The organism is Jeongeupia naejangsanensis, assembly GCF_016865585.1.
Classification (GTDB): domain Bacteria; phylum Pseudomonadota; class Gammaproteobacteria; order Burkholderiales; family Chitinibacteraceae; genus Jeongeupia; species Jeongeupia naejangsanensis.
On the sequence record NZ_JAESND010000017.1, the window covers coordinates 12,602 to 37,929 of the forward strand.

Sequence of the window (25,328 nt, forward strand, 5' to 3'; positions counted from 1 at the left end):
CCGAATTCGATTCCACTACGGTCCCTGCATGCATTACGTCGTCATCGGCAACCCGATTGCCCACAGCAAGTCCCCGCAGATTCACGCCGCGTTTGCCGCACAGTTCGGTTTGAACGATTTCAGTTACGAACGGCTGCTGGCGCCGCTCGACGGTTTCGTCGCCACCGCCCGCGCCTTGTTTGATGGTGGCGCAGGTGGTGCCAACGTCACCGTGCCGTTCAAGGAGGCGGCGTTCGCGTTTGCCGATGTGCTGAGCGAGCGGGCTACCGCGGCCGGTGCGGTCAACACGCTGATCCGTCACGAGAACGGCCGGATCGAGGGCGACAACACCGATGGCGCCGGCCTGATGGCGGATCTCCGGCGATATGGCGGGCTGACAGAAAAACGCGTCCTGCTGATCGGCGCCGGCGGCGCGGCACGCGGCGCACTGCTGCCGCTGCTGGCCGAACGGCCGGCCATGCTTGTGATCGCCAACCGTACCGCCGAGCGGGCGGAGCGTTTGCTGGAAGAGATCGTGGCGCCCTGGTTGCGGGCAACCGGTTTGCCAGTGGCCGCGCAGCCGGCTTATGGCGCCGCGCGTTTCGATTTCCTGGTCGGCGGCGTGCCGGTCGAACTGAAGTCGTCCGTCGTCCGTCCTGTGCTGCTGGGGCGCGAGAGCGTGCAGTTCGACGTGATCATCAATGCCACGTCGGCCAGTCTGGGCGGCGACCGTATCCCGATGCACCGCGACGTGTTTGCCAGCGGTGCGCTGGCCTACGACATGATGTACGGCCGCGACGAAACGCCGTTTCTGGCCCAAGCGCGCGAAGCCGGTGCAGCGCAGTGCGTCGACGGTCTCGGCATGCTCGTCGGCCAGGCGGCCGAAGCATTTGCGTTGTGGACCGGGCACAGACCCGATGTCGAGCCGGTGCTGGCGCAATTGCGCGCGGCGCTGTGAGCCACGCCATGGGGCGCGCGAAGGGCGGAAAGCGCGTGTCGCCGGCGGGCTGGGTTGGTCGCATCATCCTGCTGTTGCTGGGGTTGCTGTTGCTGTGGAATCTGTGGATCTTCGCGCACGTGCTGGCGTGGCGCTGGATCAATCCGTCGCATACGGCCTTCATGGCCGAGGGACTGGCACGACTCGAAGCAAGCAATCCGGACGCCGAGCTGCGACAGCAGTGGGTCGATTACGCGCAGATTTCGCCCAACCTGAAGCGCGCGCTGGTGGCGTCCGAGGACGCCAAGTTCCTCGAGCACGACGGGTTCGACTGGGAGGGCATCCAGACCGCGTGGGAAAAGAACCTGAAAAAGGGCCGTATCGTCGCAGGCGGATCGACCATCAGTCAGCAACTGGCCAAAAACCTCTTCCTGTCGTCGGGGCGAACACCGTGGCGCAAGGCCGAGGAGGCGGTGATCACGGTGATGCTCGAAGCCCTGCTCGACAAGCGGCGCATCTTCGAGATTTATCTGAACGTGATCGAGTGGGGGAACGGCGTCTACGGCGCCGAGGCCGCCGCGCGACACTATTACCGCAGCGGCGCCGCACGACTCAGCGCCGCGCAGTCGGCCAAACTGGCCGCAATGGTGACCAACCCGCGCTACTACGATCTGCGCCGCAACGACCGGCGACTGGTGCGCAAGACCGCGATCATCATTCGCCGGATGCCCTACGCCGATATTCCGTAAGCAGGGTGCCACGGGGGCCGCGCCGGTGTCCGATTACGTTTTTTTACCATTGTCTTTCCGCGCCCTGCGGCGGCTCGGTTTAGGATGGAATCAGACGTAAACAAGGAAACGAGCATGGCAAGGCTATCGCAGGCGCTGGAAATGGTCGGGCAGACCGATCCGGGACTGGTGCGTGCGCAGAATGAAGATGCGATTGCCTGGGACGCCGATGCCGGTTTTGTCGTGCTTGCCGACGGCATGGGCGGCTACAACGCCGGCGAGGTTGCCAGTGCCATGGCTGTCGAAGTGCTTTCGCGGCGGCTGTCGCAGCCGCTGCCGTCGCCACCGCTGGCGCGCAGCATGCAATTGTCACTGACCGGCTGGCTGCGACAGGCCATCAACGAAGCCAATCGAACGATCTACGACAACGCGATCTCGCAACCGCAATACGCGGGCATGGGGACGACGCTGGTTACGGCAGTATTTTATGACAATCGCATTTTGGTCGCGCATGTCGGTGACTCGCGAATGTACCGTTTACGCAACGGCGAGCTTACAAGGCTCACCCACGATCATTCCCTGCTGCAGGAGCAAATCGACCTCGGTCTGGTCGAGGAAACCGAGACCCGCCGGGCCGCACAGCGCAATCTGCTGACCCGTGCCATGGGCATCGATACTGAGGTCAGTGCCGATCTGAACGAGTTCGACGCCGAGCCGGGCGACCTGTACCTGCTGTGCTCGGACGGCCTGACCGATATGGTCGCCGATGCGCAGATCACTGACATCATGCTGACTTTGAAGGACAATGCCCCGCTGGCTGCAATGCAGCTGGTTCAGGCCGCCAATCATCACGGCGGACATGACAATATATCGGTCATTCTGGCGGCGGTTCGCCGCCCGTATCCGGCCAATGCCGGTTTCTGGTCCAGGCTGACCGCCTGGTTGAGCTGATCTGCGCACTGCGCGCCACATACATTTAAAACGCCATGGCGAAACTGCTGCTTTGCCTCGACGGCAACGTCATCAAGGAATACCGCATTCACCGCGAGGTGTTCGCGATCGGTCGCCGACCGCAGAACGACCTGCAGATCGAGAATCTGGCCGTGTCCGGCGAGCACGCGCGCATCGTTCGCGAGGGCGACGATCACGTGGTCGAGGATCTCGGCAGCACGAACGGCACCACCGTCAACGGTACTCCGGCAGCGCGAACCGTGCTGCGCAACGGCGACGAAATCGGCGTCGGCCGCTACATGCTGCGCTACTGGTGCGAGCCGCAGGCGCAGGGTACTTACGCTGAAACCATGGTGCTGCGCGAACCCGCTGCGGTGCGGCTGGGCGTGATCAAGGTGCTGACCGGTGGCAACAGCGGCCGTGAAATCGTCCTGAGCAAGACGGTCACCTCGCTGGGAAAACCCGGCGTACAGGTGGCAACGGTGATGCGCCGCCCGCAGGGCTACTACCTTTCGCATGTCGAAGGCGCGACGCGGCCGCAGGTCAACGGTAAGGTGATCGGCGACGAGCCCCTGCTGCTGGCCGAGGAAGACCTGATCGAACTGGTCGGCGTTCGCCTGGCGTTCTTCTTCCGCGGCTGATCATGCAGTTGCGGGTGCTGGGCTGCAGTGGAGGCATTGGCGGGGTAGCCAGAACAACGTCGTTCCTGCTCGGCGACCGGGTGCTGGTCGATGCCGGTACCGGCGTCGGTGACCTGCCGCTCGATGCGCTGTGCGGGATCGACCACGTGTTCCTGACGCACGCGCATTTCGATCATATCGCCTGTTTGCCGATGCTGCTCGACACCGTCATCGGTGCGCGCCGCCAGCCGGTGACCGTACATGCCTTGCCCGAGACCATCGCGACGCTGCAGGTGCACGTGTTCAACTGGCAGCTCTGGCCCGATTTCAGTGTGATTCCGGATGCGGACAACGGCGTGCTGCGCTGGGCGCCGATCGCCGTCGGCGAGTCGTGCGATCTCGACGGACTGCGCATGACCGCGCTGCCGGCGCAGCACACGGTGCCGGCACTGGGCTACCTGTTTGAAACTGCGGACGGGGCAATGGCCTTCTCGGGCGACAGCGCCGATTGCCCTGCATTCTGGGGCGCGCTGGGTCGCGTCGAGCGTCTGCGGGCGCTGATCATCGAGACTGCATTCAGCAATCGCGAAGCCGGTCTGGCGCGCGTATCACAGCATTATGCCCCGGAGACGCTGCTGCCCGCGCTGGCGAGGATCGATCCCTCGGTTGATGTCTGGCTGACGCATCTGAAACCGCTCGATGCGTCCTGCATCGTTGCCGAGGCGCGCAACGGCGTGCACCGGATCGCCGCGCTGAACGGCGGTCAGACGCTGGACTTCTGAACCTCGAAAAACGACAACGCCGCGTCGGGCGCGGCGTTGTTCATCAGGTCTGTCGCCCGGTTTTCAGCGGCGCTGCTGACCGGCAGGCACGACATGCATCCGCTCGAAATCGACACCCCGTTCGAGCAATGCCTCGACACGCATCTTCTTCAGCGTGCTGCCATCCCACCATTCGATCAGCCGACCGCGGCGGTACCAGCCCACCGGCATGATCAGCGACAGCGGGGCGCGCAAGGCGGCAACCGCCGGCAGCGAGAGGCACTCGATCCAGCCGCGCCGGTCCGAATAGGCCAGCTCGACCGGGCGGATCGCCGCGGCAGCAGGCAAGCCCGGCATCAGGCGCACGCCCACTTCGACGCTGCCTTCGTTTTCCTGCAGCCAGCGCACCACGCCAAGGTAGTGGTTGCCCTCGAGCTGGACCGACAGCAACTGCTGCAAGGCGATGCGGCCTCCGGCATCGCTGCTGCGGGACAGGCGCAGGCCCTGGGCCGATTCGTTGCGGACCTGCCAGCGCTCGCCCGGCTGCGGCGTCACGGTGTTCGGACCGGTGGCTCCAGCGGTGGCAGTCGCAGCTGACTGGCCGAACAGCTGCAGCCGGACCAGATCCTGGCTGCCGAGCGGCGCAGGGCCATCGTCGGGGAGCGCGAAACGCTCGTGGCCGAGCAGGGCATGCTGACGCGGCAAACCGAATACGGCTTCAAGTTCGCGGCGGCTGTCGTGGCGCGGCAGCGCTCGCTCGCTCGGTTGCTCGCACCAGGTGCGGTAGAGCTCGACCAGCAGCGTTTCGACCTGCGCGGCGGCAAACTGGTTGCCGAGGCCGAGTTTTTCCGGATTCTCGCCCTGACGCAGCAGCTTGATCCGGCGCGACAGCGCCTGTGCCAGCTGCAAGGTATCAAGTTCGCGAACGGTCTCGCCAAACAGGCGGGGCTCGACGCGGCGGGGGGCGCCGGGCTGGGCGAAGTCGATCTGCAGGCTGCCGCGCCCGGGGAGCGCGGCGGCCTCGCGTTCGAGCGGCGTGCGTTGCGCCAGCGACGGCAGGTGTTCGTCGAGCCAGCGGATCTGCCGACCGGTGAAATGAAACGGGGACGATGCGGCGAGCAGCAGCAGATGGACGAAGGCGTGCTGCGGGGTGGCGACGCCGGCGACCTTGAGCAGGCTGTCCTTGGCGGATTTTTCCGCCAGCCCGTTGGCTTCGATCAACTGGTAGCTGTCGAACAACTGTTGCCAGAGATCGGCCGGGATCGGCCGGTAGCTCAGCAAGGACTCGCGTGCTGCGAGCGCCAGATAGCGCATCCGGCGCTGAGCCAGCAATGCGGCATGCGGCGCGCTTTCGGCGTCGCCGGCCAGCGCGGCGTCGAGTCCGGTGCCGTACAGGTCGGCAAGCCGGGTCCAGAGCGCCACGGTGGCGTCACGCGCCTGTGCCTCATCCGGGCCCAGCGGCAGCGCGCGGCCAAGAAAGCGTTCGGCCAGCGCGCCCTGCACCACATGCAGGGGTTCGCGCAGCAGCTCGAGGATCTTCAGTGTTTCGTACGGGGCGATGCCGCTGGTCGCGAGTTGCGAAATCGCATCGGACAGCTCGGCATGGGCGACCGGGGTGTTGATCAGGGGCAGCAGTTGCAGCCAGGATTTTGCCGTGCGCGCATCGCTGAAAGGCAGGGGACCGCTGAGGGTCTGGTGTATCGACAGATCGGTCATGGCAGGCGCTGGACAGCCTCGGGCTCAATGTGTTGCAGAACATGGCGCAACTGCGCCAGTGTATCGACGGTTAATGCATGCTGGGCGCCGGGGCGAACCGGGGCGGCCCAGATCGGTGCCGGGAACGTCGCGTCGTCCCGCCAGCGTGGAATGATATGCCAGTGCAGGTGCGTAACGACATTGCCCAGACTGGCGATATTGATCTTGTCGGGCGAGAGTACCGTACGCAGCGCCGTTTCGACCGCGAACACGACGGCCATTAGTCGCTGACGATCGGCGGGGGGCAGATCGGTCATTTCGGCAACGTGGCGCGACAGGATCACCCGGCAAAAACCCGGATAGCCGGCCTCGTCGGCGAGGATGATCCGGCACAAATCGTTCTGCCACACCAGTTCGCCGCCGGTTTCACTGCACAAGACGCAATCGCGTTCCATTACCTTTTCCTTATTTAGGCACGATTATTACCGCAAGGACGTCCCATAAACAACGGGGCATGCCCTGGAGGGGATGCCCCGTTGCTGTACGGTGACGGATCAGAGCAGTACGCGCTCGATCCCGCCGTTGCGTGCCTTGTCGACGTACTCGCTCAGCCAGTCGTCGCCGAGGATTTTTTTCGCCATCTCGACGACGATGTAATCGGCCGTCGTGCCGGCGTCGTCGTCGTAGCGTTGCAGGCCCTGCAGGCACGACGGGCAGCTCGTCAGCACCTTGACCGGCTGCCTGGCGTCGGCGACGGCGACTTCGGTACGCAGCGTATCGGCACCCTTCTGCATTTCTTCCTGCTTGCGGAAGCGCACCTGGGTGGCGATGTCCGGCCGCGAGACCGCAAAGGTGCCCGACTCGCCGCAGCAGCGGTCGTTCAGGTCGACGCGGGTGCCCATCAGCTCGTTGGCGACGTCGATGCCCTTGTACTGCTTCATCGGCGTGTGGCACGGCTCGTGGTACATGTAGCGCTCACCGCTGACGCCGTCGAGCTTCACGCCCTTCTCGAGCAGGTACTCGTGGATGTCCAGCAGACGGCAGCCCGGGAAGATCTGCTCGAACTGGTACTTCATCAGCTGGTCCATGCAGGTGCCGCACGAGACGATCACGGTCTTGATGTCGAGGTAGTTCAGCGTGTTGGCGACACGGTGGAACAGTACCCGGTTCTCGGTAGTGATCTTTTCGCCCTTGTCGCCATAGCCGGCCGACGCCTGCGGGTAGCCGCAGCACAGATAGCCCGGCGGCAGCACCGTGGTGGTGCCGACGTGCCAGAGCATCGCCTGCGTGGCGAGGCCGACCTGGCTGAACAGCCGCTCCGAGCCGCAGCCCGGGAAGTAGAACACCGATTCGCGTTCGTCCTGACGGATCTCCGGGTCGCGGATCACCGGCACGATGTTGGCATCCTCGACGTCGAGCATGCCGCGCGCGGTTCTCAGCGGTACCTTGGCCGGCAGCGGCTTGTTCACGAAGTGGATGATCTGCGTCTTGATCGGCGGCTTGCCCAGCGTCGATGGCGGCTGCTTGGTGATGCCCTTGATCAGGCCGAAGCGCTTGGCCAGCGTGTGGCCCAGGCGCTGTGCCTTGTAGCCGATGCCGATCATGCCGGCACGCATGGCCTTGATCGTTGCCGGATCCTTGACCGTGAGGAAGGTCATGCCGAGCGCGGTGCCCGGATTGAACTTCTTCTGCCCTTCCTTGCGCAGGAAGTTGCGCATCGCGACCGAGACGTCGCCGAAGTCGATCTTCACCGGACACGGATTGACGCAGCGGTGGCAGACCGTGCAGTGGTCGGCGACGTCGCCAAGCTCTTCGAAGTGCTTCAGCGACACGCCGCGGCGCGTCTGCTCCTCGTACAGGAAGGCCTCGGTCAGGAGACCGGTGGCGAGGATCTTGTTGCGCGGGCTGTACAGCAGGTTGGCACGCGGCACGTGGGTGGTACAGACCGGCTTGCACTTGCCGCAGCGCAGGCAGTCCTTGATCGAGTCGGCGATGTTGCCGATGTCCGACTGTTCGAGGATCAGCGATTCGGCGCCGAGCAGGCTGAACGACGGCGTGTAGGCATTGGTCAGGTCGGCGCCGGGCAAGAGCTTGCCCTTGTTGAACCGGCCCTGCGGGTCGACCTTCTGCTTGTAGGCCTCGAAGGGGCCGAGCTCTTCGCGCGTCAGGAACTCGTACTTGGTGATGCCGATGCCGTGCTCGCCCGAAATCACGCCGTTCAGCTCACGCGCGACGTCCATGATGCGCGCAACCGCGTGATGCGCACGCTGCAGCATCGCGTAGTCGTCCGAGTTCACCGGGATGTTGGTGTGGACGTTGCCGTCGCCGGCGTGCATGTGCAGCGCGACCCAGGTCCGGCCCTTGAGCACCTGCTGCTGGATCGCGATCACCGCGTCGAGCAGCGGCTTGTCGTTGCGGCTCGAGAACATCGCCTCGAAGTCGGTCAGCAGCTCGCGCTTGTACGACACGCGCAGCACGAAGTCGCGCAGCGCCAGGAACACGCTCTGCGGCGTTTCACCGGTGCCGAGTGCGCGCTCGAGCGGCATGGTCGGGAACGCGGCGGTGTACGCCTCGAACGCGTCGTCGAGGTGGGTGCGGATCCATTCCCAGTGCGTGCGTGCGCGACCGATCAGTTCGAGCGCGGCATTGCGGCGATCGCCGATCAGCGCGTCGCGGCTCAGCGGCGAGTCGGCGAAGTCGATCGGCAGGATGCCCTGTTCGAAGAAGTCGGTCAGGCGCTCGAGCAGTTCGAGCTTGTTGTCGATCGACAGCTCGATGTTGATCCGTTCGATCGCATCCGAATATTCGCCGAGGCGCGGCAGCGGAATCACCACGTCCTCGTTGATCTTGAACGCGTTGGTGTGTTTCGAGATCGCGGCGGTACGAGCCCGGTCGAGCCAGAACTTCTTGCGCGTTTCGGCGGTGACGGCGATGAAGCCTTCGCCGCTGCGGGCGTTGGCCAGCTTGACGACGTGCGAGGCGGCCTCGCCGACGGCGGTTTCGTCGTCGGACACCAGGTCGGCGATCAGCACCATCTTCGGCCGGCCGCGGCTCTTGGCCTTGCTGGCGTAACCGACGGCGCGCACATAGCGCCAGTCGAGGTGTTCGAGGCCGGCGAGCTGGACCTTCGGGTGCGCGTCGAGATAGTCCTTGATCTCGACGATCGACGGCACGGCGAGGCTGACTTCGCCGAAGAATTCGAGGCAGACGGTACGCACGTGCGCCGGCATCCGGTGCAGCACGAAGCGGGCGCTGGTGATCAGTCCGTCGGTGCCTTCCTTCTGCACGCCGGGCAGGCCGGCGAGGAACTTGTCGGTGACGTCCTTGCCGAGCCCTTCCTTGCGGAACTGCCGGCCCGGGATGACCAGGGTTTCTTCGCCCAGCACGCTCTTGCCGTCGGGCTTGTACGTGGTGACGCGGAAGGTTGCCTGTGGCGCGTCGTGGATCTTGCCGAGGTTGTGGTCGAGGCGCTCGATGAATTTCCAGTTGCCGTCCGGGTCGACCATCTTCCAGCTGACGAGGTTGTCGAGCGCGGTGCCCCACAACACGGCTTTCTTGCCGCCGGCGTTCATCGCCACGTTGCCGCCGATGCACGAGGCATCGGCCGAGGTCGGGTCGACCGCGAAAGCGAGACCTGCCGCTTCGGCAGCTTCCATCACCCGGCGGGTGACGACGCCGGCGCCGCACTGGATCGTCGCGATCTCGTGGTCGACACCCGGGATCATCATCCGCTCGACGCCGTTGTGGCGATCCAGCTTCTCGGTGTTGATGACCGCGCTCATCGGGGTCAGCGGCACGGCGCCGCCGGTGTAGCCGGTGCCGCCGCCGCGCGGGATGACGGTCAGCCCCAGCTCGATACAGGCGGCCACGAGCGGTGCCATCTCGGCTTCGGTGTCGGGCGAGAGCACGACGAACGGGTATTCGACGCGCCAGTCGGTCGCATCGGTGACGTGCGAGACGCGGGCGAGGCCGTCGAAGCAGATGTTGTCGCGGCGGGTCAGCCCGCCCATGCGGCGCAGCACCTTCTTGCGCAGGCTGGCAACGTCGCGGAAATCGTGCTCGAACGCATCGACCGCGTGGCGGGCACGTTCGGCGAGCATGCCGACGCGATCGTTGCCTTCGCGGCGCTTGTCGATCTCGGCCAGCCGGTGGCGCATTGCGTCGACCAGCAGGCGCAAGCGCTTCGGATTTTCGAGCAGATCGTCTTCGAGGTAGGGGTTGCGCTTGACCGCCCAGATGTCGCCAAGCACTTCGAACAGCATCCGCGCCGAACGGCCGGTCACGCGTTCGGCACGCAGCGCTTCAAGCGTTTGCCACGCATCCTCACCGAGCAGCCGGATCACGATTTCGCGATCGGAGAACGAGGTGTAGTTGTACGGAATCTCGCGCAGGCGTTCGGTTGCGAGGTGCGGGGTAGCGGCGGTCAGCTCGGCCATGGCAGGACGATCTCGCTAAGGCTGTGATTCAAAGATGGAATTTTATCGGAAAAATTCCCCTTGAAGCCCCCAATTTTCTTGGGGTTATGCAATTCCCGTGCCTGTATTGCGCAATGTTCGACTACATGCCGCGTCGAGCCGGCGTTGCCGACACCTGATCCCGGCTGAGCTGGAAGGCCGCGTAAGCGGCTGTGCCATGGCGCGTCAGTCGACGAGGCGCAGCTCCATGGTCGCGAAGCGGGAAGCGGAAAGCTGGCCGAGCAGCTGTTCCCGCAGCTTGGAGAAACGGTCGAGGTGGGTCTGTGCATCGGCCGCCTGGCCGAGACGCTGGAACAGTTCGGCGAGCACTTCGTGGGCGCGTGCGGCCAGACTGGCCGTCCCCATCGCCTCGGCCAGCGTCAGCGCCTGGGAGAGTTCGTCGCGGGCATGGTCGAAGTTGCCGGCGGCAATGCTGCAGCGGCCGAGCGTGATCAGGTTGAAGGCTTCGCCCCAGCCGTTGCTGTTGAGGCGGCTGAGCTTGAGTGCGACGCGCAGGTGACGCTGGGCGCGCTCGATGTCACCGCGGGCGAGCGTGATCTGCGCACGCAAGCCGTAGACCTCGGCCTCGTGCTCGGCGTGCGGGTTGAGCCGGATCAGCGGCAGCGCTTCGTCGAGTGCCGCTTCGGCTTCGTCGAAGCGTTCGAGCTGCAGCAGGTCGGCGGCGACGTTGATCAGCGCCGCGGCCCGATAGAGCGCGAGGTCCGGATTCGTGGTCAGTTCGACCGCATGGCGATGATGGGCCAGTGCCGCCTCGAATTGCTCCTGAGCGTAGAGCAACTGGCCGAGACCGATATGTGCCAGACAGCGGACGTCGCCGTCGGCCTGGTCGGGGGGCAGGTCGAGGCAGGCCACCCAGCAGTCGGCGGTCTGGTCGTAGTTGCCCTGGGCGTAATAGGACCGGGCGATCTGGTGCAGGACTTCGCCGTGCAGCGTGCCAAGCTCAACGCCGCGACCGATTTCGAGCGATGCCATCAGCGCGGTACGGCCTTTTTCGAAGCGGCCGAACATCAGCATGGCCTGCCCGTGCAGCAACAGCGCCTCGGCCTCGGCCAGCGGTTGTGCCTGTTGTCGGGCGAGTTCGCGGGCTTGTGCCGCTTGTGCGATGGCTTCGACGGTCTGCGACGCGATGATGCGGCGAACGCGGTTGAGCAGCGGGCGAAGATCGATCATGGTTTTTTTTAGAAGGTGAACTAGGGATAACCCTAGCTCAAATTCTTACCAGCAAATAATTATTTACTGCATTTTGTTACAAAATTTCTGCACTGGTATGAAAGCTTGTTTGCGTTAAGCAAAAAACAGATAGGCGACCCAGACCGAGGCGATGAAGCCGACAACGTCGGCGAACAAGCCGCACGCAACCGCGTAGCGGGTTCGGGTGATGCCGACCGAGCCGAAGTAGACGGCCAGCACGTAGAAAGTGGTCTCACTGCTGCCCTGGAGGATCGAAACCAGCCGACCGGCGAAGGAATCGGCGCCTGAAGTCTTCATCGTGTCGATCATCAGCGCCCGCGCGCCGCTGCCCGACAGCGATTTCATGATGCCCACGGGCAGGCCGTCGACCCAGCGACTGTCGTAGCCGAACAGCGCGACCAGATGCCGCAGGCCGGACAGCAGCAGTTCGAGCGCGCCGCTGGCACGCAACAGAGCGATCGCCACCAGCATGGCCACCAGATAAGGGACGATGCCGATGGCGACCTTGAAGCCTTCCTTGGCGCCGTCGATGAAGGTTTCGTAGACGTCGACACGACGCCACAGCGCCGTGGCGATGAAGACGACGACGATGCCGAGCAGCAGGAAGTTGCTGACCAGCGCGGACTGCGCGGCGCGTTCGCCGGGGGCCAGATGCAGGAACCATGCGGCGACACCGAAGATCAGCGCGGCAAGGCCGCCGAGGTAGGCGAGTACGACCGGATCGTGCAGCCGTAACCGCTGCCGCAGGCCGACGAGCACGATGCCGGCGATGGTTGCGGTAAAGCTGGCGATCAGCAACGGCACGAAGATGTCGGTCGGATCGGCGGCACCGAGCTGGGCGCGATAGGCAAAGATCGTCACCGGAAACAGCGTGACCGCGGCGGTGTTGATGACGAGGAACAGTACCTGCGCGTCGGTTGCCGTATCGGGGGTCGGGTTGAGCGTCTGCAGCTCTTTCATCGCCTTGAGGCCGAGCGGCGTCGCCGCGTTGTCGAGGCCGAGCATGTTGGCGGCGATGTTCATCGTCATCGCGCCAAGCGCCGGATGGCCTGCGGGTACCCCCGGAAACAGCCGGGAAAACAGCGGACCGAGCAGGCGGGCGAGCAGGGCGATCAGGCCGGCGGCTTCGCCGACCTTCATGATGCCGAGCCAGAGGGTCATCACGCCGGTCAGCCCCAGTGCGACTTCGAAACCGAGCTTGGCCGCATCGAACATCGCCCGTGTCATCGCTGCGAACACCGCTTGCTGGCCGAGCACGAATCCCAGGACGCAGGCAACGGCGAATGCCAGCAGGATGAAGCCGGCCCAGATACGGTTGAGCATGGAAAGAAGGACTCCTGACGCGATCGCGCCAGGCGGGGTCAGTGTTTCAGCCTGGCTTCGAGCGCTTGGAGTTTAGCGTAGGTGCCGGAGCGGACGATACGGCTGAACGCTTCCTGATAACGGCGGTGGAAGTACTCTGCCTGCGTGGTGTTGCCTTGCCGCTGGTAAATCTGCGCGAGGAGGTGGAGGGCCTGGAAGGTCTTGTGACAGGTGCCCATCTCGTCGGCGCGCAACAGGGCCGTATGGACGGCCGTCAGCGCCTCGTCGAGCAGGCCTTCGAACAGGTAGACACGGCCACGAGCGAGGCTCTGCGAGATTTCACCCCAGGCCCAGACGCGACGCATCGCGACGGCCTGGTCGAGGAAGGCGTGCGCCTCGGCAGCATGGCCGCGCGACAGCGCAATGGCGCTCCGGTAGACGAGGATTTCGCCGATGTACTCCGGATTGCCGGCGGCCTCGGCCAGTGGCATGGCCTCGTCGAGTTCGAGCGCGACGTCGTCGAAGCGACCGAGCTTGGCGTAGTCGGCCGCCAGATTGATCAGCACCCGGCCATGCAGGTCGGTGTCGAACGGCAGCGTGATCAGCGCCTTGGCGTCGAGGTGGTTCTGCAAGGCCATCTCGTAGCGTTCGTGTGCGTAGTAGACCTGACCCAGACCGATGTAGGCGTGGATGCGGGTGTTGAGCGTGAAGCCGTCGGTGTCGATGCAGTCAGCCCAGTAGGCGATGGCTTCGTCGTAGTCGCCCTGCGTGTAGTACGCACAGGCGAGCTCCTGGATCAGTTCGCCGCGTTCGGCGACGAGATCCTCGGCATCGGCCAGCGTCAGCGCCTTGAACATGGCGTGCTGGCCGTCCGGAATGCGGCCGAAGGCGAACAGCATCGTGCCGTAGCAGCGCCATGCGGAAATCGCCAGCAGCGTGTCGGTGCAGGCAGGCGCGAGCCGGCAGGCCGATTCGGCGAGGCTGAGCGCGGCGTGCGGATCAAGGTACGTGAGCCGTTCGCTTTCGCTGATCAGGTGCGCAAGCGCGTTGAGCTCGCCGGGATGCATGGATCGGGGGGAAAGGCTTGGGAGTGGGATGGCGACTAGACTAAACACTTGTTTTTCAGCTTTCAAGCTTGGTCCGATAGTTGGTAAGCATGAATTACACAGATTTGACTGTTAACTCTGTAAGTAGCTGGAAAACCCGTGCTTCACACCGGGCCGGCGTGTGCTCAGCCGGCGGCGTCGGTGTGGTGCAAACGGCCGGAGGTCAGGTCGGTCAGCGTGCGCACACTGCCCTCTTTCGCGGCTTGCGGTAGTGAAACCGTCAGGGTGACCGCCGTGGCGTGGCTGGCGCTGACGACCTCGAAGCCTTGCTGTTGCAGCCAGTGGCGAACGCGGTTTTCATCGGCGTAAGGCAGCGTCAGTGCGACGTGGACCATGGCGATCCGCTCGGTCTTGACTGCGTTGACGAGGGCGCCCGCGATCGCGTCGGTGTAGGCGCGGACCAGACCGCCGGCGCCGAGTTTGACGCCGCCGTAGTAGCGCACCACGGTCGCCAGCACGCCTTCGAGGTCGTGATGGCGCAGGACTTCGAGCATAGGCCGGCCGGCCGTACCCGACGGTTCACCGTCGTCGCTCATGCCCGAATCGCCGCCGGCGAGCAGCGCCCAGCAGACATGGGCGGCGTCCGGATGTGCCGCGCGCAGCGTGTCGACCACCGCCAGCGCGTCGGCACGACTGGCGACGGTTTCGACCCGGCCGAGAAACCGGCTTTTCTTGATGTCGAGCGTGTGTTCGACGGTGGCGGCGAGTGTGAGCGGCATCAACGGATTATCAACGGCAGCGATCGTGCTTGTCAGCGTGAAAGATATTGGATGAGAATAATTCTCTTTTTATTCTGGAGGCGTCATGTCCCGCTCCCCCCGCACCCTGCTTCTTGCCCTGATTTCCGCCGCGCTGCTGGGGGCGTGTGCTTCGACGCCATCGTCGACGGTGACGATTCCCTTTGCCGACAAGCGCGTCGTGCTGCTCGGCGAAGTCCACGACAACGCCGCCGGCCACGAGGCCCGATTCGCCGCGCTGAAAGCGGCCGTCGACGCCGGCTGGCGCCCGGTGATCGCGATGGAGCAGTTCGACCGCGAACGTCAGGCGGATCTGGATGCGGCGCGCAAGGGCGGCGATGCCGATGCCGTGATCAAGGCTGCGGCGCCGGCCAAATCGAGCTGGAACTGGACGTTCTACAAGCCGGTGATCGCGCTGGCGCTGCAGTACGATCTGCCGCTGATTGCCGCCAACGTCTCGCGCGCCGATGCCGGCAAGGTCGTTCGTGGCGGTTACGCTGCGGCATTCGACCCGGCCGCACTGAAGGCGGCGCGCCTTGATGCGGCGCCGGCGGCCGACATCGTCGCCGGCCAGCAGCACGAGGTCGAAGTCGGCCATTGCGGCAAGCTGCCGCAGGCGATGGTACCGGGCATGGCGCAGGCGCAGATCGCCCGCGATGCCTTCATGGCGCAGGTGCTGCGCGACAACGCGCAACGCGGCGTGGTGCTGATCGCCGGCAACGGCCATGTGCGCGCTGACATCGGCGTGCCGCGCTGGCTGGCCGGCGTACCGGCGTCGCAGGTGCTCAGCGTCGGTTATCTCGAGAGCGACAAGGATGCCAAGGCGTTCGACAAGGTCGTGACGATTCCGGCGGAAAAGCGGCCGGACCCGTGCGCGACGCTCGGTTGAGCGGATCGTCCAGGCAAAACGCCCCTCGATGAGGGGCGTTTTGCTTTCGGCCGGATCGGCACGCGGGTGTGGCGGTGCCGCCGTTCAGGCCAGGGTCGCGACCGGTACCTGGTGCCCGTCGATGACGTACAGGCTGCCCCGCGACGCGGCCTGACGGATCGGACGGATCGCGCGGTAGGCGTCGGAGTCGTACCAGCGCTGCGCGTGCTCGACGCTCGGGAATTCGAGCACGACGATGCGCGCTCCGGGCAGTTGTCCCTCGAGCAGCTGCTTCGGACCGTTGCGGACCAGATAGCGGCCGCCATGGGCGGCGATGGTTGCCGGCGACCGTTCGGCATAGGGGGCGTAGGCGACGGCGTCGTGAACGTCGACGGTGGCGATGACGTAGGCGGGCATGCGGGCTCCTGTCGGGCGGTTCAGCGCGGGCCGGCGGCGCTGAACTGCAGGTACAGCTCGCGGGCGCGCCGGGCGACCGGGCCGTGGGCGAACGGCTGCGCATCGACGCGCAGGCAGTGCAGCACCTTGCCGTAGTTGCCGGTGCTGAAGACCTCGTCGGCGACCAGCAGGTCTTCGGGCCACAGCGTGGTTTCGACGACCTGGATGCCGTCGTCGCGCAGCAGCCGGATGACCCGCTGGCGGGTGATGCCGTTCAGGAAGGTGCCGTTCACTACCGGCGTCTTGGCGACGCCATCGCGGACCAGCCACAGGTTGGCGACGGCGAACTCGGCGATCGCGCCGTCGGGGTCGAGCATGATTGCGTTGTCGAAACCCTGCTGCGCCGCGTCGCGCATCGCGCGCTGGGTGTTCGGATACAGGCAGGAGGCCTTGGCGTCGGTCGGTGCCATCGACGGCGCAGGCCGGCGGTAGTCGCTGAAGGTCGCCGAGAAGCCGGTGTCGGCCGGCAGCGGTGCCTCGAACAGGTGCAGCGCCAGCGTCGTCGTCGCCGGATCCGGCAGCAGGAAACCGCCCGGACAGTAGAACAGGACCTTGATGTAGTAATCGTGCGCGACGGGGAGTTGCGCCAGACCCTCGTGCACCAGCCGGACGATGTCGTCGCGGCCGCCCCTGGGCTGCATGCCCATCGTGACGGCCGAGTTGATCGCGCGCTCGCAGTGGGCGTGCAGGTCGGGCAGCTGGCCGTGAATGGCGCGGGCGCCGTCGAAAACGGTCGAGCCCATCCAGAAGGCGTGGTCGCCCGCGCCGATCAGCTTTGTGCCGCTGGACCACTGGCCGTCGGACCAGATCAGTGAATGCATGATGGCTTACTCCTTGAAGGTGGAAATCGTGGCTGCGCTGCCGTGCTGCCAGCCGCCGTCGCAGACCAGCACCTGGCCGGTGACGTAGCCGGCGGCGTCCGATGCCAGAAAGGCGGCGCACTGGCCGAATTCGTCGCTGCCGCCGAGCCGGCCTGCGGGGATCCGCGCCAGTACCGTGGCGTCGAGCCCCAGTTGCGTCAGTCTTTCGGTCCGGTGATAACCCGGCGCCAGCGCGTTGACGGTGAGGCCGGCGGCGGCGTACTCGGCGCTCAGCGTCGTTACCAGCCCGTGCAGGCCGGCGCGCAGCGAGGTCGAGATCGCCATGCCCGGCATGTAGCGGCTGGCGGCGACCGAGGTGACCCAGATCACCCGGCCCCAGCCGCGTTCGGCCATCGCCGGTAGCAGCGCGGACAGCAGCGCCAAGGGCGTCGCCCACAGCGACTGGAAGCCGTCGGCCCAGTCCTGCGCCGACAGGTCGGCGGTCGTGCCCTTGGCCGGGCCCGGGCCGTTGATCACGACGATGTCGGGCAGGTCGCCGAGCGCAGCCAGTGCGCTCAGGCAGGCCGGCACCGAGTCGGGCCGGTACAGGTCCAGCGGTACGACGTCGTGCCGCTCGGGCGGCACCGGGCGCGAGCTGGTGCAGATGACGCGGTGGCCGGACTGACGCAAGGCCTCGGCCACGCCGTGCCCCAGACCGGATACGCCGCCGCAGACCAGCGCGGTACGCGGGAGTGCTTGCATGGGCGCCCTCCTAAGTCATTGATTGGTCTGGCTTATAATAGGGAGCAAAACCGCGTTATTGGGCGCTGCATGCTGCTATCTGATATTGGTATTACTTATAACTGGAGCGTCGCCGAGCTCAACGCCTTCTGTATGGTGTGCGAGTCGAAAAACCTGAGTCAGGTTGCCGTTCGGCTGGATGTGAGCCAGTCGGCGGTGTCGCTGATGGTGCAGCGCTGGCGCGAGGCCGTCGGCGATCCGCTGTTCGTGCGCACCCGGCACGGGGTGGCGCCGACCGACACCGCGCTGGCGCTGCGGCAGAAAATCCTGCCGCTGCTCGAAGGACTGAAACTGGCGCTGTCGCAGCCGCTGGGCTTCGATCCGGGCAAGTCGGAGCGGGTGTTCCGCGTGCACATGTCCGACATCGGCCAGCTGGTGTTCCTGCCGGACCTGTGCGACCTGCTGGCGCAGCAGGCACCCGGGGCGCGGCTGCAGATCAGGAACCTGCCGTGGGAGGGTGTCGAGACCGCGCTGAGCGCCGGCGAGGTCGATCTCGCGATCGGCTCGCTGCCGATGATCCGCGGTCGCGTGCATACCCGGGTGCTGCGGCGCGAACCGTATGTGACGCTGATGCGCAGCCAGCACCATCTGGCGCAGCGCAAGCTGGATCTGAAGGCTTTTGCCGATGCCGAACATCTGGTGATCGATTCGTCGAGCAGCGGCCATGCGCTGGTCGACAGCATCCTGCGCTCGAAAGGCATCCATCGGCGTGTCGGGCTGGCGATGCCGCACTATCTGGCGGTCGAGGCGCTATTGGCCCGCAGCGATTACCTGCTGACGATGCCGGCTGTCGCGGTGCGCTCGTTCCGCGCACCCGAGGCCTTCCACATCGTGCCGACGCCGCTGCCGTTGCCGACCTTCGACATCCGCGTGCACTGGCACGAACGCAGCCGCGAGGACGAAGGCGTGCGCTGGCTCCGCAACGCGATGATCGACCATCTGGGGCAGGGCGCTGCGGCGGCGTGAGCGGCTGGAATGAAAAAAGCCGCCGTCACTCGGTGACGACGGCTTGGCTGCGGTGCAGCTGCGTGCGATGCGGCGGCTTACGCTGCGCCGGCCTTCGCTGCGGTGCCGGTCGTGGCTGCCGTTGCGGCGGCCTCTTCCTGACCGCCGCCGCCGAACACCTTGTACAGCGTGACGAGGTTGGCCTGACGCGACAGGCGGATCGAGATCAGCCCCTGTTGCGCGCTGTACAGCGAGCGCTGCGAGTCGAGCACGTTCAGATAGCTGTCGACGCCCTTGCCGTAGCGCGCCTGTGACAGCGTGTAGCTCTTGGCCGATGCATCGACCAGCGCCTGCTGTGCCGAGACCTGCTCGTCGAGCGTGCCGCGGTCGGCCAGTGCGTCCGAGACTTCGCGGAACGCGCTCTGGATCGACTTCTCGTACTGCGCGACGGCGATCTTCTCGTCGGCCTTGGCCGCATCGAGGTTGGCGATGTTGCGGCCGCCCTCGAAGATCGGGATGCTGATCTGCGGCATGAAGCTCCACGCGCCCGAGCCGGCCTTGAACAGGTCGCCGAGGCTGGCGCTGGCCGTACCGGCGCTGGCGGTCAGCGTGATGCTCGGGAAGAACGCCGCGCGCGCCGCACCGATGTTGGCATTGGCCGACTTGAGCTGGTGTTCGGCCTGGACGATGTCCGGGCGGGACAGCAGCACGTCGGACGGCAGGCCGCCCGGCACGTCGCGCAGCGCGGTGACCGACTCGACCGATGCCGACGGTTGCAGCTCGGCCGGCAGGCGCGTGCCGAGCAGCAAGGTCAGCGCGTTGGCGTCCTGCGCGATCTGGCCGGTGAACCTGGCGACGTCGACACGTGCCGATTCGACGCTGGTCTGCGCCTGTCGCACGTCGAGTTCGGACGCGACGCCGAGGTCGAAGCGCTTCCTGGTCAGCTCGAACGATTCGCGCTGGCTCTTCAGCGTGTCCTGCGCCAGCCGCAGCCGGTCGTTGTCGGCCGCCAGCGTCAGATAGGCGTTGGCGACTTCGGCGATCAGGCTGATCTGGGTGCTGCGACGCGCTTCTTCGGTGGCGAAGAACTGTTCGAGCGCGGCGTCCTTGAGACTCTGGACGCGGCCGAACAGGTCGATTTCGTACGATGCGAAGCCGAGGCCGGCGCTGTACTGGTGGCTGATTTCCGGATTGCCGGTGCCAGACAGGCTGCCCGGCGTGCGCTGGCCGGTCCCGCTGCCGCTGGCGCGGATCGACGGGAACAGGTCGGCACGGCTGATCTGGTACTGCGCGCGGGCCTTCTCGATGTTCAGCGCCGCAACCCGCAGGTCGCGGTTGTTGGCCAGCGCCAGCGAAATCACCTGCTGCAGCTTCGGATCGCTGAAGTAGTCGCGCCACGCGGTGTCGGCGAACTGGCGGCCGTCGGCGGTCGCGGCCGGGTAGGCCGCGCCCTGCGGCCACGAGGCCTCGACCGGTGCGGCCGGGCGCTGGTAGTTCGGCGCCATCGAGGTGCAACCGGCAAGGAAAGCACTGGACAGGGCCAGGCTCAGGAGGGTGTTACGCATCTTGTTGGCGCTCCTCGAGTTTGGCGGGGGCGGCGTGCGCCTTGGGCTTGGTGAAGCGGTCGAAGATCTTGTGCACCACGACGAAGAACAGCGGCACGAAGAAGATCGCCAGCAGCGTCGCCGACATCATGCCGCCGAGCACGCCGGTACCGATCGCGTTCTGCGCGCCCGAACCGGCACCGCTGTTCAGCGCCATCGGCAGCACGCCGAGCGCGAACGCCAGCGAGGTCATCAGGATCGGACGCAGCCGTTCGCGCACCGCGGTCAGCGTGGCGTCGATCATGCTGGCGCCGGCTTCCATGTGCTCCTTGGCGAATTCGACGATCAGGATCGCGTTCTTCGCCGACAGGCCGATCGTCGTCAGCAGGCCGACCTGGAAGTACACGTCGTTCGAAAGACCGCGGAACGTCGTGGCCAGCACGGCGCCGAGCACGCCCAGCGGCACGACCAGCATCACCGAGAACGGGATCGACCAGCTTTCGTACAGTGCGGCGAGGCACAGGAACACGATCAGCAGCGAGATCGCGTACAGCGCCGGCGCCTGCGAGCCCGACATCCGCTCCTGGTACGACTGGCCGGTCCATTCGATGCCGACGCCCGGCGGCAGCTTGGCAACGATGTCCTCGATCGCCTTCATCGCCTCGCCGGAGCTCTTGCCCGGTGCGGCCTGGCCGAGGATTTCGACCGCCGAGAGGCCGTTGTAGCGTTCGAGACGCGGCGAACCGTAGTCCCAGTGCGCGCTGGCGAAGGCCGAGAACGGCACCATCTCGCCCTGCGCATTGCGCACGTACCACTTGTTCAGGTCTTCAGGCTGCATCCGGGCCGAGGCTTCGGACTGCATGTAGACCTTCTTGATCCGGCCGCGGTCGAGGAAGTCGTTGACGTAGGACGAGCCCCAGGCGGTCGAGATCGTGTCGTTGATGCTGGCGATCGAGACGCCCAGCGCACCGGCCTTTTCCTGGTCGATGTCGAGCTGGAACTGCGGATTGTCTTCCTGGCCGTTCGGGCGGACGCCGACCAGCGCAGGGTCTTTCGCGGCCATGCCGAGCAGCATGTTGCGCGCTTCGATCAGCTTTTCATGGCCGATGCCGGCACGGTCCTGCAGGAAGAAGTCGAAACCGGTGGCGTTGCCGAGTTCGATCACCGCTGGCGGCGCGAAGGCGAACGCGAAGGCTTCGCGGATCTGCGAGAACGCACCCATGGCGCGACCGGCGATGGCGTTGACGTGATCGTCGGCGGCCTTGCGCTGGTCCCAGTCCTTCAGGCTGACGAAGGCGATGCCGTTGTTCTGGCCGCTGCCGCCGAAGCTGAAGCCGGCGACCGAGAACACCGAATTGACGTTCTTCTTCTCGTCGACGAGGAAGTGGTGCTCGACCTTCTTGATCACCTCGAGCGTCTGCTCCTGCGTTGCGCCAGCCGGCAGCATGATCTGCGAGAACAGGATGCCCTGATCCTCGTCCGGCAGGAATGACGTCGGCAGGCGCATGAACAGCACGGCCATGCCTGCGGCGATCAGCACGTAGATGATCATGAAGCGGCCGCTGCGGCGCAGGATGCCGCCGACCATGCCCTGATAGCGGGCGTTGGTCGCGTCGAACTTGTTGTTGAACCAGCCGAAGAAGCCCTTGTCCGAGGCGTGGTGACCCTTCTCGATCTGCTTGAGCATGGTCGCGCACAGCGCCGGCGTCAGCACCAGTGCGACGAGCACCGACAGCGCCATCGCCGAGACGATGGTGATCGAGAACTGCCGGTAGATGACGCCGGTCGAGCCGCCGAAGAAGGCCATCGGGATGAACACCGCCGACAGCACCATGGCGATGCCGACCAGTGCGCCGGTGATCTGGCCCATGGATTTCTTGGTTGCTTCCTTCGGCGACAGGCCTTCCTCGCTCATCACCCGTTCGACGTTCTCGACCACGACGATCGCATCGTCGACCAGGAGGCCGATCGCCAGCACCATCGCGAACATCGTCAATGTGTTGATCGAGAATCCGAACGCCGCAAGGATGCCGAAGGTGCCGAGCAGCACGACCGGCACCGCGATCGTCGGGATCAGCGTGGCGCGGAAGTTCTGCAGGAACAGGTACATCACCAGGAAGACGAGTACGATGGCTTCGGCCAGCGTCTTCACCACCTCGTGGATCGAGATCTTCACGAACGGCGTGGTGTCGTACGGATAGACGACCTTGATGCCCGGCGGGAAGAACTTCGACATCTCGTCGACGCTCTTCTCGACCGCGGAACGGGTCTCGAGCGCGTTGGCGCCGGTGGCGAGCTGGATACCGATACCGGCGGCCGGCTTGCCGTTGAAGCGCGCGACGCTGTCGTAGCTCTGGGCGCCGAGTTCGACGCGGGCGACGTCGCGCAGGTAGACCGTCGAGCCATCGCTGTTGATGCGCAGCTGGATCGCGCCGAACTGCTCCGGCGTCTGCAGCATCGTCTGCGCCGACACGGTCGCATTCAGGCGCTGGCCCGAGACCGACGGCGTGCCGCCGAGCTGACCGGCCGAGACCTGGATGTTCTGCGCGCGAATGGCCTGGGCCACGTCGCTCGGCGTCATCTTGAAGTTGTTGAGCTTGCTCGGGTCGAGCCAGATCCGCATCGCGTACTGCGAGCCGAACAGCTGGATGTTGCCGACGCCGTTGACGCGGCTCAGCGGGTCCTGCACGTTGGCGGCGACGTAGTCCGACAGGTCGATGTCGCTCATGCTGCCGTCGGTCGAGACGAAACCGAGCACCATCAGGAAGCTCGACGACGACTTCGATACCGAGATGCCCTGACGCTGGACGGCTTCAGGCAGCAGCGGCGTCGCCAGCTGCAGCTTGTTCTGCACCTGCACCTGGGCGATGTCGGGATCGGTGCCGGCGGCGAAGGTCAGCGTGATGGCCACCGCACCGGTCGATTCACTGGTCGCCGACATGTACAGCAGGCCGTCGAGGCCCTTCATGTTCTGTTCGATGACCTGGGTGACGGTGTCTTCGAGCGTCTTGGCCGATGCACCCGGGTAGGTGGCATTGATCGCGACGGTCGGCGGCGCGATGCTCGGGTACTGGGCGACCGGCAAAGTCCGGATCGCCAGTATGCCCGCGAGCATGATGATGATGGCGACCACCCACGCGAAAATCGGGCGGTCGATGAAGAAACGAGCCATTTAGGTTCTCTCCCTTACTTGGCTGCGACGGTCGGCGCGCTGGCAGCGCCACTGGCGGCCACGGTCTTGACCTTGGCGCCCGGATGGATTTTCTGCAGGCCGTCGACGATCAGCTTGTCGCCGCTCTTCAGGCCGTCGGTGACGAGCCAGTTGTCGCCGACGGTGCGGGCGGTCTTGAGCATGCGCGGTTCGACCTTGTCGTCCTTGCCGACGACCATGGCGGTGGCCTGGCCGCGCGCATCGCGGGTCACGGCCTGCTGCGGCGCGAGAATGGCGTTGTCGTTGACGCCTTCCTCGATCACCGCGCGCACGTACATGCCCGGCAGCAGCTGGTGCTTCGGATTCGGGAACACCGCGCGCAGCGTGACCGTGCCGGTGCTCTGCTCGACGGTGACTTCCGAGAACTCGAGCTTGCCTTCGAGCGGGTAGGTCGTGCCGTCGTCGAACACCAGCCTGACCTTGGCGGCATCGGTGCCGGCGCGCTTGAGGCTGCCGCTGGCGAGTTCGCGCTGCAGGCGCAGCAGCTCGTTGCTCGACTGCGTGACGTCGACGTAGATCGGATCGAGCGTCTGCACGGTCGCGAGCGATTCGGCCTGGTTGGCGGTGACCAGTGCGCCCGGCGTGACCGACGAGCGGCCGATGCGGCCGTCGACCGGCGACGTGACCTTGGTGTACGCGAGGTTGATGCGTGCGCTTTCGACTGCGGCACGACCGGCAGCAACATCGGCTTCGGACTGCTTCAGCGTCGCGAAGGCGTCGTCGTAGTCCTGCTTGCTGACGGCGTTGATCTTGACCAGATCGGCGTAGCGGTCGGCGCGGTTCTTCGCGCTCAGCACATTGGCTTCGGCCTTGGCCAGCGAGGCCTTGGCGCTGTCGTACGCGGCCTGATAGGTCGCCGGGTCGATCTGGTACAGCACCTGACCGGCCTTGATTTCACTGCCTTCGGTGAACAGCCGCTTCTGGATGATGCCGCCGACCTGCGGACGGACGTCGGAAACCTGGTAGGGCGAGGTACGGCCTGCCAGCTCGGTCGTCATCGGCAGCGACTGGCCGGAGACCGTCACCACGCCGACCACCGGATCGGGGTGCGCGGCATTTTGGGCTGCGTTGGGTTCGCCGCAGCCGATCAGCGCCAGGCTGCCGGCAATCAGGCTGGCGGCGACCAGCGCGCGTCTCGGGGTCAGGTGCATGGGGGCCTCTTCTTCGGAGTCGATTCAACGGAAACTGCCGCCGGGCGTTTCAACCGGGCGGCTGGGGTAACTGGACACTGTTCAGACAGTTTGGTTCGCAATAGAATGAATGATCATTCTAGAATGACCATTCTAATTAAAATCAAAATCACTTGGCAAGCGCATAGTACGCCGGGCTATGACAAATGAAAGCGTCAGTCTGCGCCGCGCGAGCGATACGAGGGACAGCATGAAAACCGAACAAGACCGTGGCGAGGCACGCTGCAATCAGGTGCTTGATGCCGCTGCCGACTGTTTTCGACAGCGCGGCTTTCACGGTGCGAGCATGTCCGAGCTGGCCAAGGCCGCCGGCATGAGCGTGGGCCACATCTATCACTACTTCGAGAACAAGGAAGCGATCATCGCGGCGATCGTCGAGCGCGACGTGGCCGAAATCCTTGCGCTGCTCGATTCGCTGCATGACGAAGAGGACATCCTGCAGGCGCTGATCCGCGAGGCCGGCAACAATCTCGAGGAGGCGACGTGCGGGAGCGACGACGCGCTTCAGCTCGAGGTGCTCGCCGAGGCGACCCGCAACCCGAAGGTGCTGGCGATGGTCCGCGACGGCGACCGGCTGGCCCGCAACCGGCTTGCCGAAACGATCACCAAGGGCCGGGCGATGCGTGGCCTGGCACCGCTGGCCGACCTCGAGGCACGCTCCGAGATCATCATTGCGCTGTTCGAAGGGCTGACGTGCCGCAATGTCCGCAATCCGGGCGTTCCGCTGGACGCGATCGCGACGGTGCTGCGCAGCACCTTGCAGAACCTGCTTGAAACCTGAGGCGTTCGGCATCGGGTGGCTTGTACTAATGGGCGACGGCGATTTACTTGTCGGTGCAGGCTGACGACAATGTCGGTCTGGCCGGCGCCTGATGGCCGGCAGCGATTCCGACACAGGAGAAAGCCATGCCCCGCGGTACCAAGATCGTCGCCACCCTCGGCCCAGCCTCGACCGACCCGGCCGTCCTCGAACAGCTGATCAAGGCCGGCGTCAACACCGTCCGCCTCAACTTCTCCCACGGCACCGCCCA

The 25,328-nt window shown here is 65.6% G+C and carries 22 protein-coding genes; 9 read left to right on the forward strand and 13 right to left on the reverse strand.

Annotated features, from left to right (window positions below; genetic code table 11):
* Window positions 1-28: 28 nt before the first annotated feature.
* From aroE to JMJ54_RS18845, 5 genes are all read left to right on the forward strand, one after another.
* On the forward strand, window positions 29-937 hold the full coding sequence (aroE, locus tag JMJ54_RS18825; RefSeq protein WP_203540076.1) for a shikimate dehydrogenase: 909 nt from the start codon (window positions 29-31) through the stop codon (window positions 935-937).
* Between the two features lie 8 nt (window positions 938-945).
* Window positions 946-1,665 (forward strand): monofunctional biosynthetic peptidoglycan transglycosylase, encoded by a 720-nt coding sequence (gene mtgA / locus JMJ54_RS18830; RefSeq protein WP_203540077.1) that lies wholly within the window; start codon window positions 946-948, stop codon window positions 1,663-1,665.
* A 114-nt stretch (window positions 1,666-1,779) separates the two neighbouring features.
* Window positions 1,780-2,595 (forward strand): Stp1/IreP family PP2C-type Ser/Thr phosphatase, encoded by an 816-nt coding sequence (locus tag JMJ54_RS18835; protein WP_203540078.1) that lies wholly within the window; start codon window positions 1,780-1,782, stop codon window positions 2,593-2,595.
* A 35-nt stretch (window positions 2,596-2,630) separates the two neighbouring features.
* The gene (locus JMJ54_RS18840) at window positions 2,631-3,236 is read left to right on the forward strand and encodes an FHA domain-containing protein (RefSeq protein WP_203540079.1); all 606 of its coding nucleotides are present in this window, start codon (window positions 2,631-2,633) and stop codon (window positions 3,234-3,236) included.
* A 2-nt stretch (window positions 3,237-3,238) separates the two neighbouring features.
* Window positions 3,239-3,997 carry a 3',5'-cyclic-nucleotide phosphodiesterase gene (locus JMJ54_RS18845; RefSeq protein ID WP_203540080.1) on the forward strand — a complete coding sequence of 253 codons (759 nt, stop codon included), beginning with the start codon at window positions 3,239-3,241 and terminating at the stop codon, window positions 3,995-3,997.
* A gap of 63 nt (window positions 3,998-4,060) precedes the next feature.
* Here JMJ54_RS18845 and JMJ54_RS18850 read toward each other — a convergent pair whose 3' ends face one another.
* The 7 genes from JMJ54_RS18850 to JMJ54_RS18880 form a co-directional block, all read right to left on the reverse strand.
* A complete protein-coding gene (locus JMJ54_RS18850; RefSeq protein WP_203540081.1) occupies window positions 4,061-5,692 on the reverse strand; it encodes a cyclic-di-GMP receptor FimW-related protein in 1,632 nt (543 codons plus the stop codon).
* Window positions 5,689-6,126: an HIT family protein gene (locus JMJ54_RS18855; protein ID WP_203540082.1), complete on the reverse strand. Its 438-nt coding sequence runs from the start codon at window positions 6,124-6,126 to the stop codon at window positions 5,689-5,691. The genes JMJ54_RS18850 and JMJ54_RS18855 overlap by 4 nt, the downstream gene beginning before the upstream one ends.
* A gap of 99 nt (window positions 6,127-6,225) precedes the next feature.
* Window positions 6,226-10,107 carry a DUF3683 domain-containing protein gene (locus JMJ54_RS18860; RefSeq protein WP_203540083.1) on the reverse strand — a complete coding sequence of 1,294 codons (3,882 nt, stop codon included), beginning with the start codon at window positions 10,105-10,107 and terminating at the stop codon, window positions 6,226-6,228.
* A gap of 204 nt (window positions 10,108-10,311) precedes the next feature.
* Window positions 10,312-11,316, reverse strand: coding sequence for a tetratricopeptide repeat protein (locus JMJ54_RS18865; RefSeq protein WP_203540084.1), 1,005 nt, complete (start codon window positions 11,314-11,316; stop codon window positions 10,312-10,314).
* Window positions 11,317-11,430: 114 nt separating this feature from the next.
* Window positions 11,431-12,660 (reverse strand): spore maturation protein, encoded by a 1,230-nt coding sequence (locus JMJ54_RS18870; protein WP_203540085.1) that lies wholly within the window; start codon window positions 12,658-12,660, stop codon window positions 11,431-11,433.
* Window positions 12,661-12,698: 38 nt separating this feature from the next.
* Complete coding sequence (locus JMJ54_RS18875; RefSeq protein ID WP_203540086.1) at window positions 12,699-13,706, reverse strand: tetratricopeptide repeat protein; 1,008 nt, start codon at window positions 13,704-13,706, stop codon at window positions 12,699-12,701.
* A gap of 164 nt (window positions 13,707-13,870) precedes the next feature.
* Window positions 13,871-14,464 carry an IMPACT family protein gene (locus JMJ54_RS18880; protein ID WP_203540087.1) on the reverse strand — a complete coding sequence of 198 codons (594 nt, stop codon included), beginning with the start codon at window positions 14,462-14,464 and terminating at the stop codon, window positions 13,871-13,873.
* 85 nt (window positions 14,465-14,549) lie between these two features.
* Here JMJ54_RS18880 and JMJ54_RS18885 point away from each other — a divergent pair, with 85 nt between their 5' ends.
* On the forward strand, window positions 14,550-15,371 hold the full coding sequence (locus tag JMJ54_RS18885; RefSeq protein ID WP_203540088.1) for a ChaN family lipoprotein: 822 nt from the start codon (window positions 14,550-14,552) through the stop codon (window positions 15,369-15,371).
* Between the two features lie 84 nt (window positions 15,372-15,455).
* Here JMJ54_RS18885 and JMJ54_RS18890 read toward each other — a convergent pair whose 3' ends face one another.
* From JMJ54_RS18890 to JMJ54_RS18900, 3 genes are read right to left on the reverse strand one after another with little or no spacing between them, the layout of a single operon-like run.
* The gene (locus JMJ54_RS18890; protein ID WP_203540089.1) at window positions 15,456-15,767 is read right to left on the reverse strand and encodes a DUF1330 domain-containing protein; all 312 of its coding nucleotides are present in this window, start codon (window positions 15,765-15,767) and stop codon (window positions 15,456-15,458) included.
* Between the two features lie 20 nt (window positions 15,768-15,787).
* Window positions 15,788-16,627 (reverse strand): branched-chain amino acid aminotransferase, encoded by an 840-nt coding sequence (locus JMJ54_RS18895; RefSeq protein ID WP_203540090.1) that lies wholly within the window; start codon window positions 16,625-16,627, stop codon window positions 15,788-15,790.
* Window positions 16,628-16,633: 6 nt separating this feature from the next.
* On the reverse strand, window positions 16,634-17,368 hold the full coding sequence (locus JMJ54_RS18900) for an SDR family oxidoreductase (RefSeq protein WP_203540091.1): 735 nt from the start codon (window positions 17,366-17,368) through the stop codon (window positions 16,634-16,636).
* A 69-nt stretch (window positions 17,369-17,437) separates the two neighbouring features.
* Here JMJ54_RS18900 and JMJ54_RS18905 point away from each other — a divergent pair, with 69 nt between their 5' ends.
* On the forward strand, window positions 17,438-18,373 hold the full coding sequence (locus JMJ54_RS18905; RefSeq protein WP_203540092.1) for a LysR family transcriptional regulator: 936 nt from the start codon (window positions 17,438-17,440) through the stop codon (window positions 18,371-18,373).
* 77 nt (window positions 18,374-18,450) lie between these two features.
* On the opposite strand, the gene adeC is transcribed toward JMJ54_RS18905, so the two are convergent.
* The 3 genes from adeC to JMJ54_RS18920 are packed head-to-tail and all read right to left on the reverse strand — an operon-like array spanning window position 18,451 to window position 24,258.
* Window positions 18,451-19,917: an AdeC/AdeK/OprM family multidrug efflux complex outer membrane factor gene (gene adeC, locus JMJ54_RS18910; RefSeq protein ID WP_203540093.1), complete on the reverse strand. Its 1,467-nt coding sequence runs from the start codon at window positions 19,915-19,917 to the stop codon at window positions 18,451-18,453.
* Window positions 19,910-23,068, reverse strand: coding sequence for an efflux RND transporter permease subunit (locus JMJ54_RS18915; RefSeq protein WP_203540094.1), 3,159 nt, complete (start codon window positions 23,066-23,068; stop codon window positions 19,910-19,912). The genes adeC and JMJ54_RS18915 overlap by 8 nt, the downstream gene beginning before the upstream one ends.
* Before the next feature lie 14 nt (window positions 23,069-23,082).
* Window positions 23,083-24,258: an efflux RND transporter periplasmic adaptor subunit gene (locus JMJ54_RS18920; protein ID WP_203540095.1), complete on the reverse strand. Its 1,176-nt coding sequence runs from the start codon at window positions 24,256-24,258 to the stop codon at window positions 23,083-23,085.
* Window positions 24,259-24,487: 229 nt separating this feature from the next.
* Here JMJ54_RS18920 and JMJ54_RS18925 point away from each other — a divergent pair, with 229 nt between their 5' ends.
* Window positions 24,488-25,078, forward strand: coding sequence for a TetR/AcrR family transcriptional regulator (locus JMJ54_RS18925; protein WP_203540096.1), 591 nt, complete (start codon window positions 24,488-24,490; stop codon window positions 25,076-25,078).
* 125 nt (window positions 25,079-25,203) lie between these two features.
* A partial coding sequence (locus JMJ54_RS18930) for a pyruvate kinase (protein ID WP_203540097.1) occupies window positions 25,204-25,328 on the forward strand: 125 nt, incomplete at its 3' end.

Bases quoted from the DNA above. Each gene is read 5' to 3' on its own strand.
- aroE (WP_203540076.1), top strand. From the start codon at position 29: ATGCATTACGTCGTCATCGGCAACCCGATTGCCCACAGCAAGTCCCCG.
- mtgA (WP_203540077.1), top strand. From the start codon at position 946: ATGGGGCGCGCGAAGGGCGGAAAGCGCGTGTCGCCGGCGGGCTGGGTT.
- JMJ54_RS18835 (WP_203540078.1), top strand. From the start codon at position 1,780: ATGGCAAGGCTATCGCAGGCGCTGGAAATGGTCGGGCAGACCGATCCG.
- JMJ54_RS18840 (WP_203540079.1), top strand. From the start codon at position 2,631: ATGGCGAAACTGCTGCTTTGCCTCGACGGCAACGTCATCAAGGAATAC.
- JMJ54_RS18845 (WP_203540080.1), top strand. From the start codon at position 3,239: ATGCAGTTGCGGGTGCTGGGCTGCAGTGGAGGCATTGGCGGGGTAGCC.
- JMJ54_RS18850 (WP_203540081.1), bottom strand. From the start codon at position 5,692: ATGACCGATCTGTCGATACACCAGACCCTCAGCGGTCCCCTGCCTTTC.
- JMJ54_RS18855 (WP_203540082.1), bottom strand. From the start codon at position 6,126: ATGGAACGCGATTGCGTCTTGTGCAGTGAAACCGGCGGCGAACTGGTG.
- JMJ54_RS18860 (WP_203540083.1), bottom strand. From the start codon at position 10,107: ATGGCCGAGCTGACCGCCGCTACCCCGCACCTCGCAACCGAACGCCTG.
- JMJ54_RS18865 (WP_203540084.1), bottom strand. From the start codon at position 11,316: ATGATCGATCTTCGCCCGCTGCTCAACCGCGTTCGCCGCATCATCGCG.
- JMJ54_RS18870 (WP_203540085.1), bottom strand. From the start codon at position 12,660: ATGCTCAACCGTATCTGGGCCGGCTTCATCCTGCTGGCATTCGCCGTT.
- JMJ54_RS18875 (WP_203540086.1), bottom strand. From the start codon at position 13,706: ATGCATCCCGGCGAGCTCAACGCGCTTGCGCACCTGATCAGCGAAAGC.
- JMJ54_RS18880 (WP_203540087.1), bottom strand. From the start codon at position 14,464: ATGCCGCTCACACTCGCCGCCACCGTCGAACACACGCTCGACATCAAG.
- JMJ54_RS18885 (WP_203540088.1), top strand. From the start codon at position 14,550: ATGTCCCGCTCCCCCCGCACCCTGCTTCTTGCCCTGATTTCCGCCGCG.
- JMJ54_RS18890 (WP_203540089.1), bottom strand. From the start codon at position 15,767: ATGCCCGCCTACGTCATCGCCACCGTCGACGTTCACGACGCCGTCGCC.
- JMJ54_RS18895 (WP_203540090.1), bottom strand. From the start codon at position 16,627: ATGCATTCACTGATCTGGTCCGACGGCCAGTGGTCCAGCGGCACAAAG.
- JMJ54_RS18900 (WP_203540091.1), bottom strand. From the start codon at position 17,368: ATGCAAGCACTCCCGCGTACCGCGCTGGTCTGCGGCGGCGTATCCGGT.
- JMJ54_RS18905 (WP_203540092.1), top strand. From the start codon at position 17,438: ATGCTGCTATCTGATATTGGTATTACTTATAACTGGAGCGTCGCCGAG.
- adeC (WP_203540093.1), bottom strand. From the start codon at position 19,917: ATGCGTAACACCCTCCTGAGCCTGGCCCTGTCCAGTGCTTTCCTTGCC.
- JMJ54_RS18915 (WP_203540094.1), bottom strand. From the start codon at position 23,068: ATGGCTCGTTTCTTCATCGACCGCCCGATTTTCGCGTGGGTGGTCGCC.
- JMJ54_RS18920 (WP_203540095.1), bottom strand. From the start codon at position 24,258: ATGCACCTGACCCCGAGACGCGCGCTGGTCGCCGCCAGCCTGATTGCC.
- JMJ54_RS18925 (WP_203540096.1), top strand. From the start codon at position 24,488: ATGAAAACCGAACAAGACCGTGGCGAGGCACGCTGCAATCAGGTGCTT.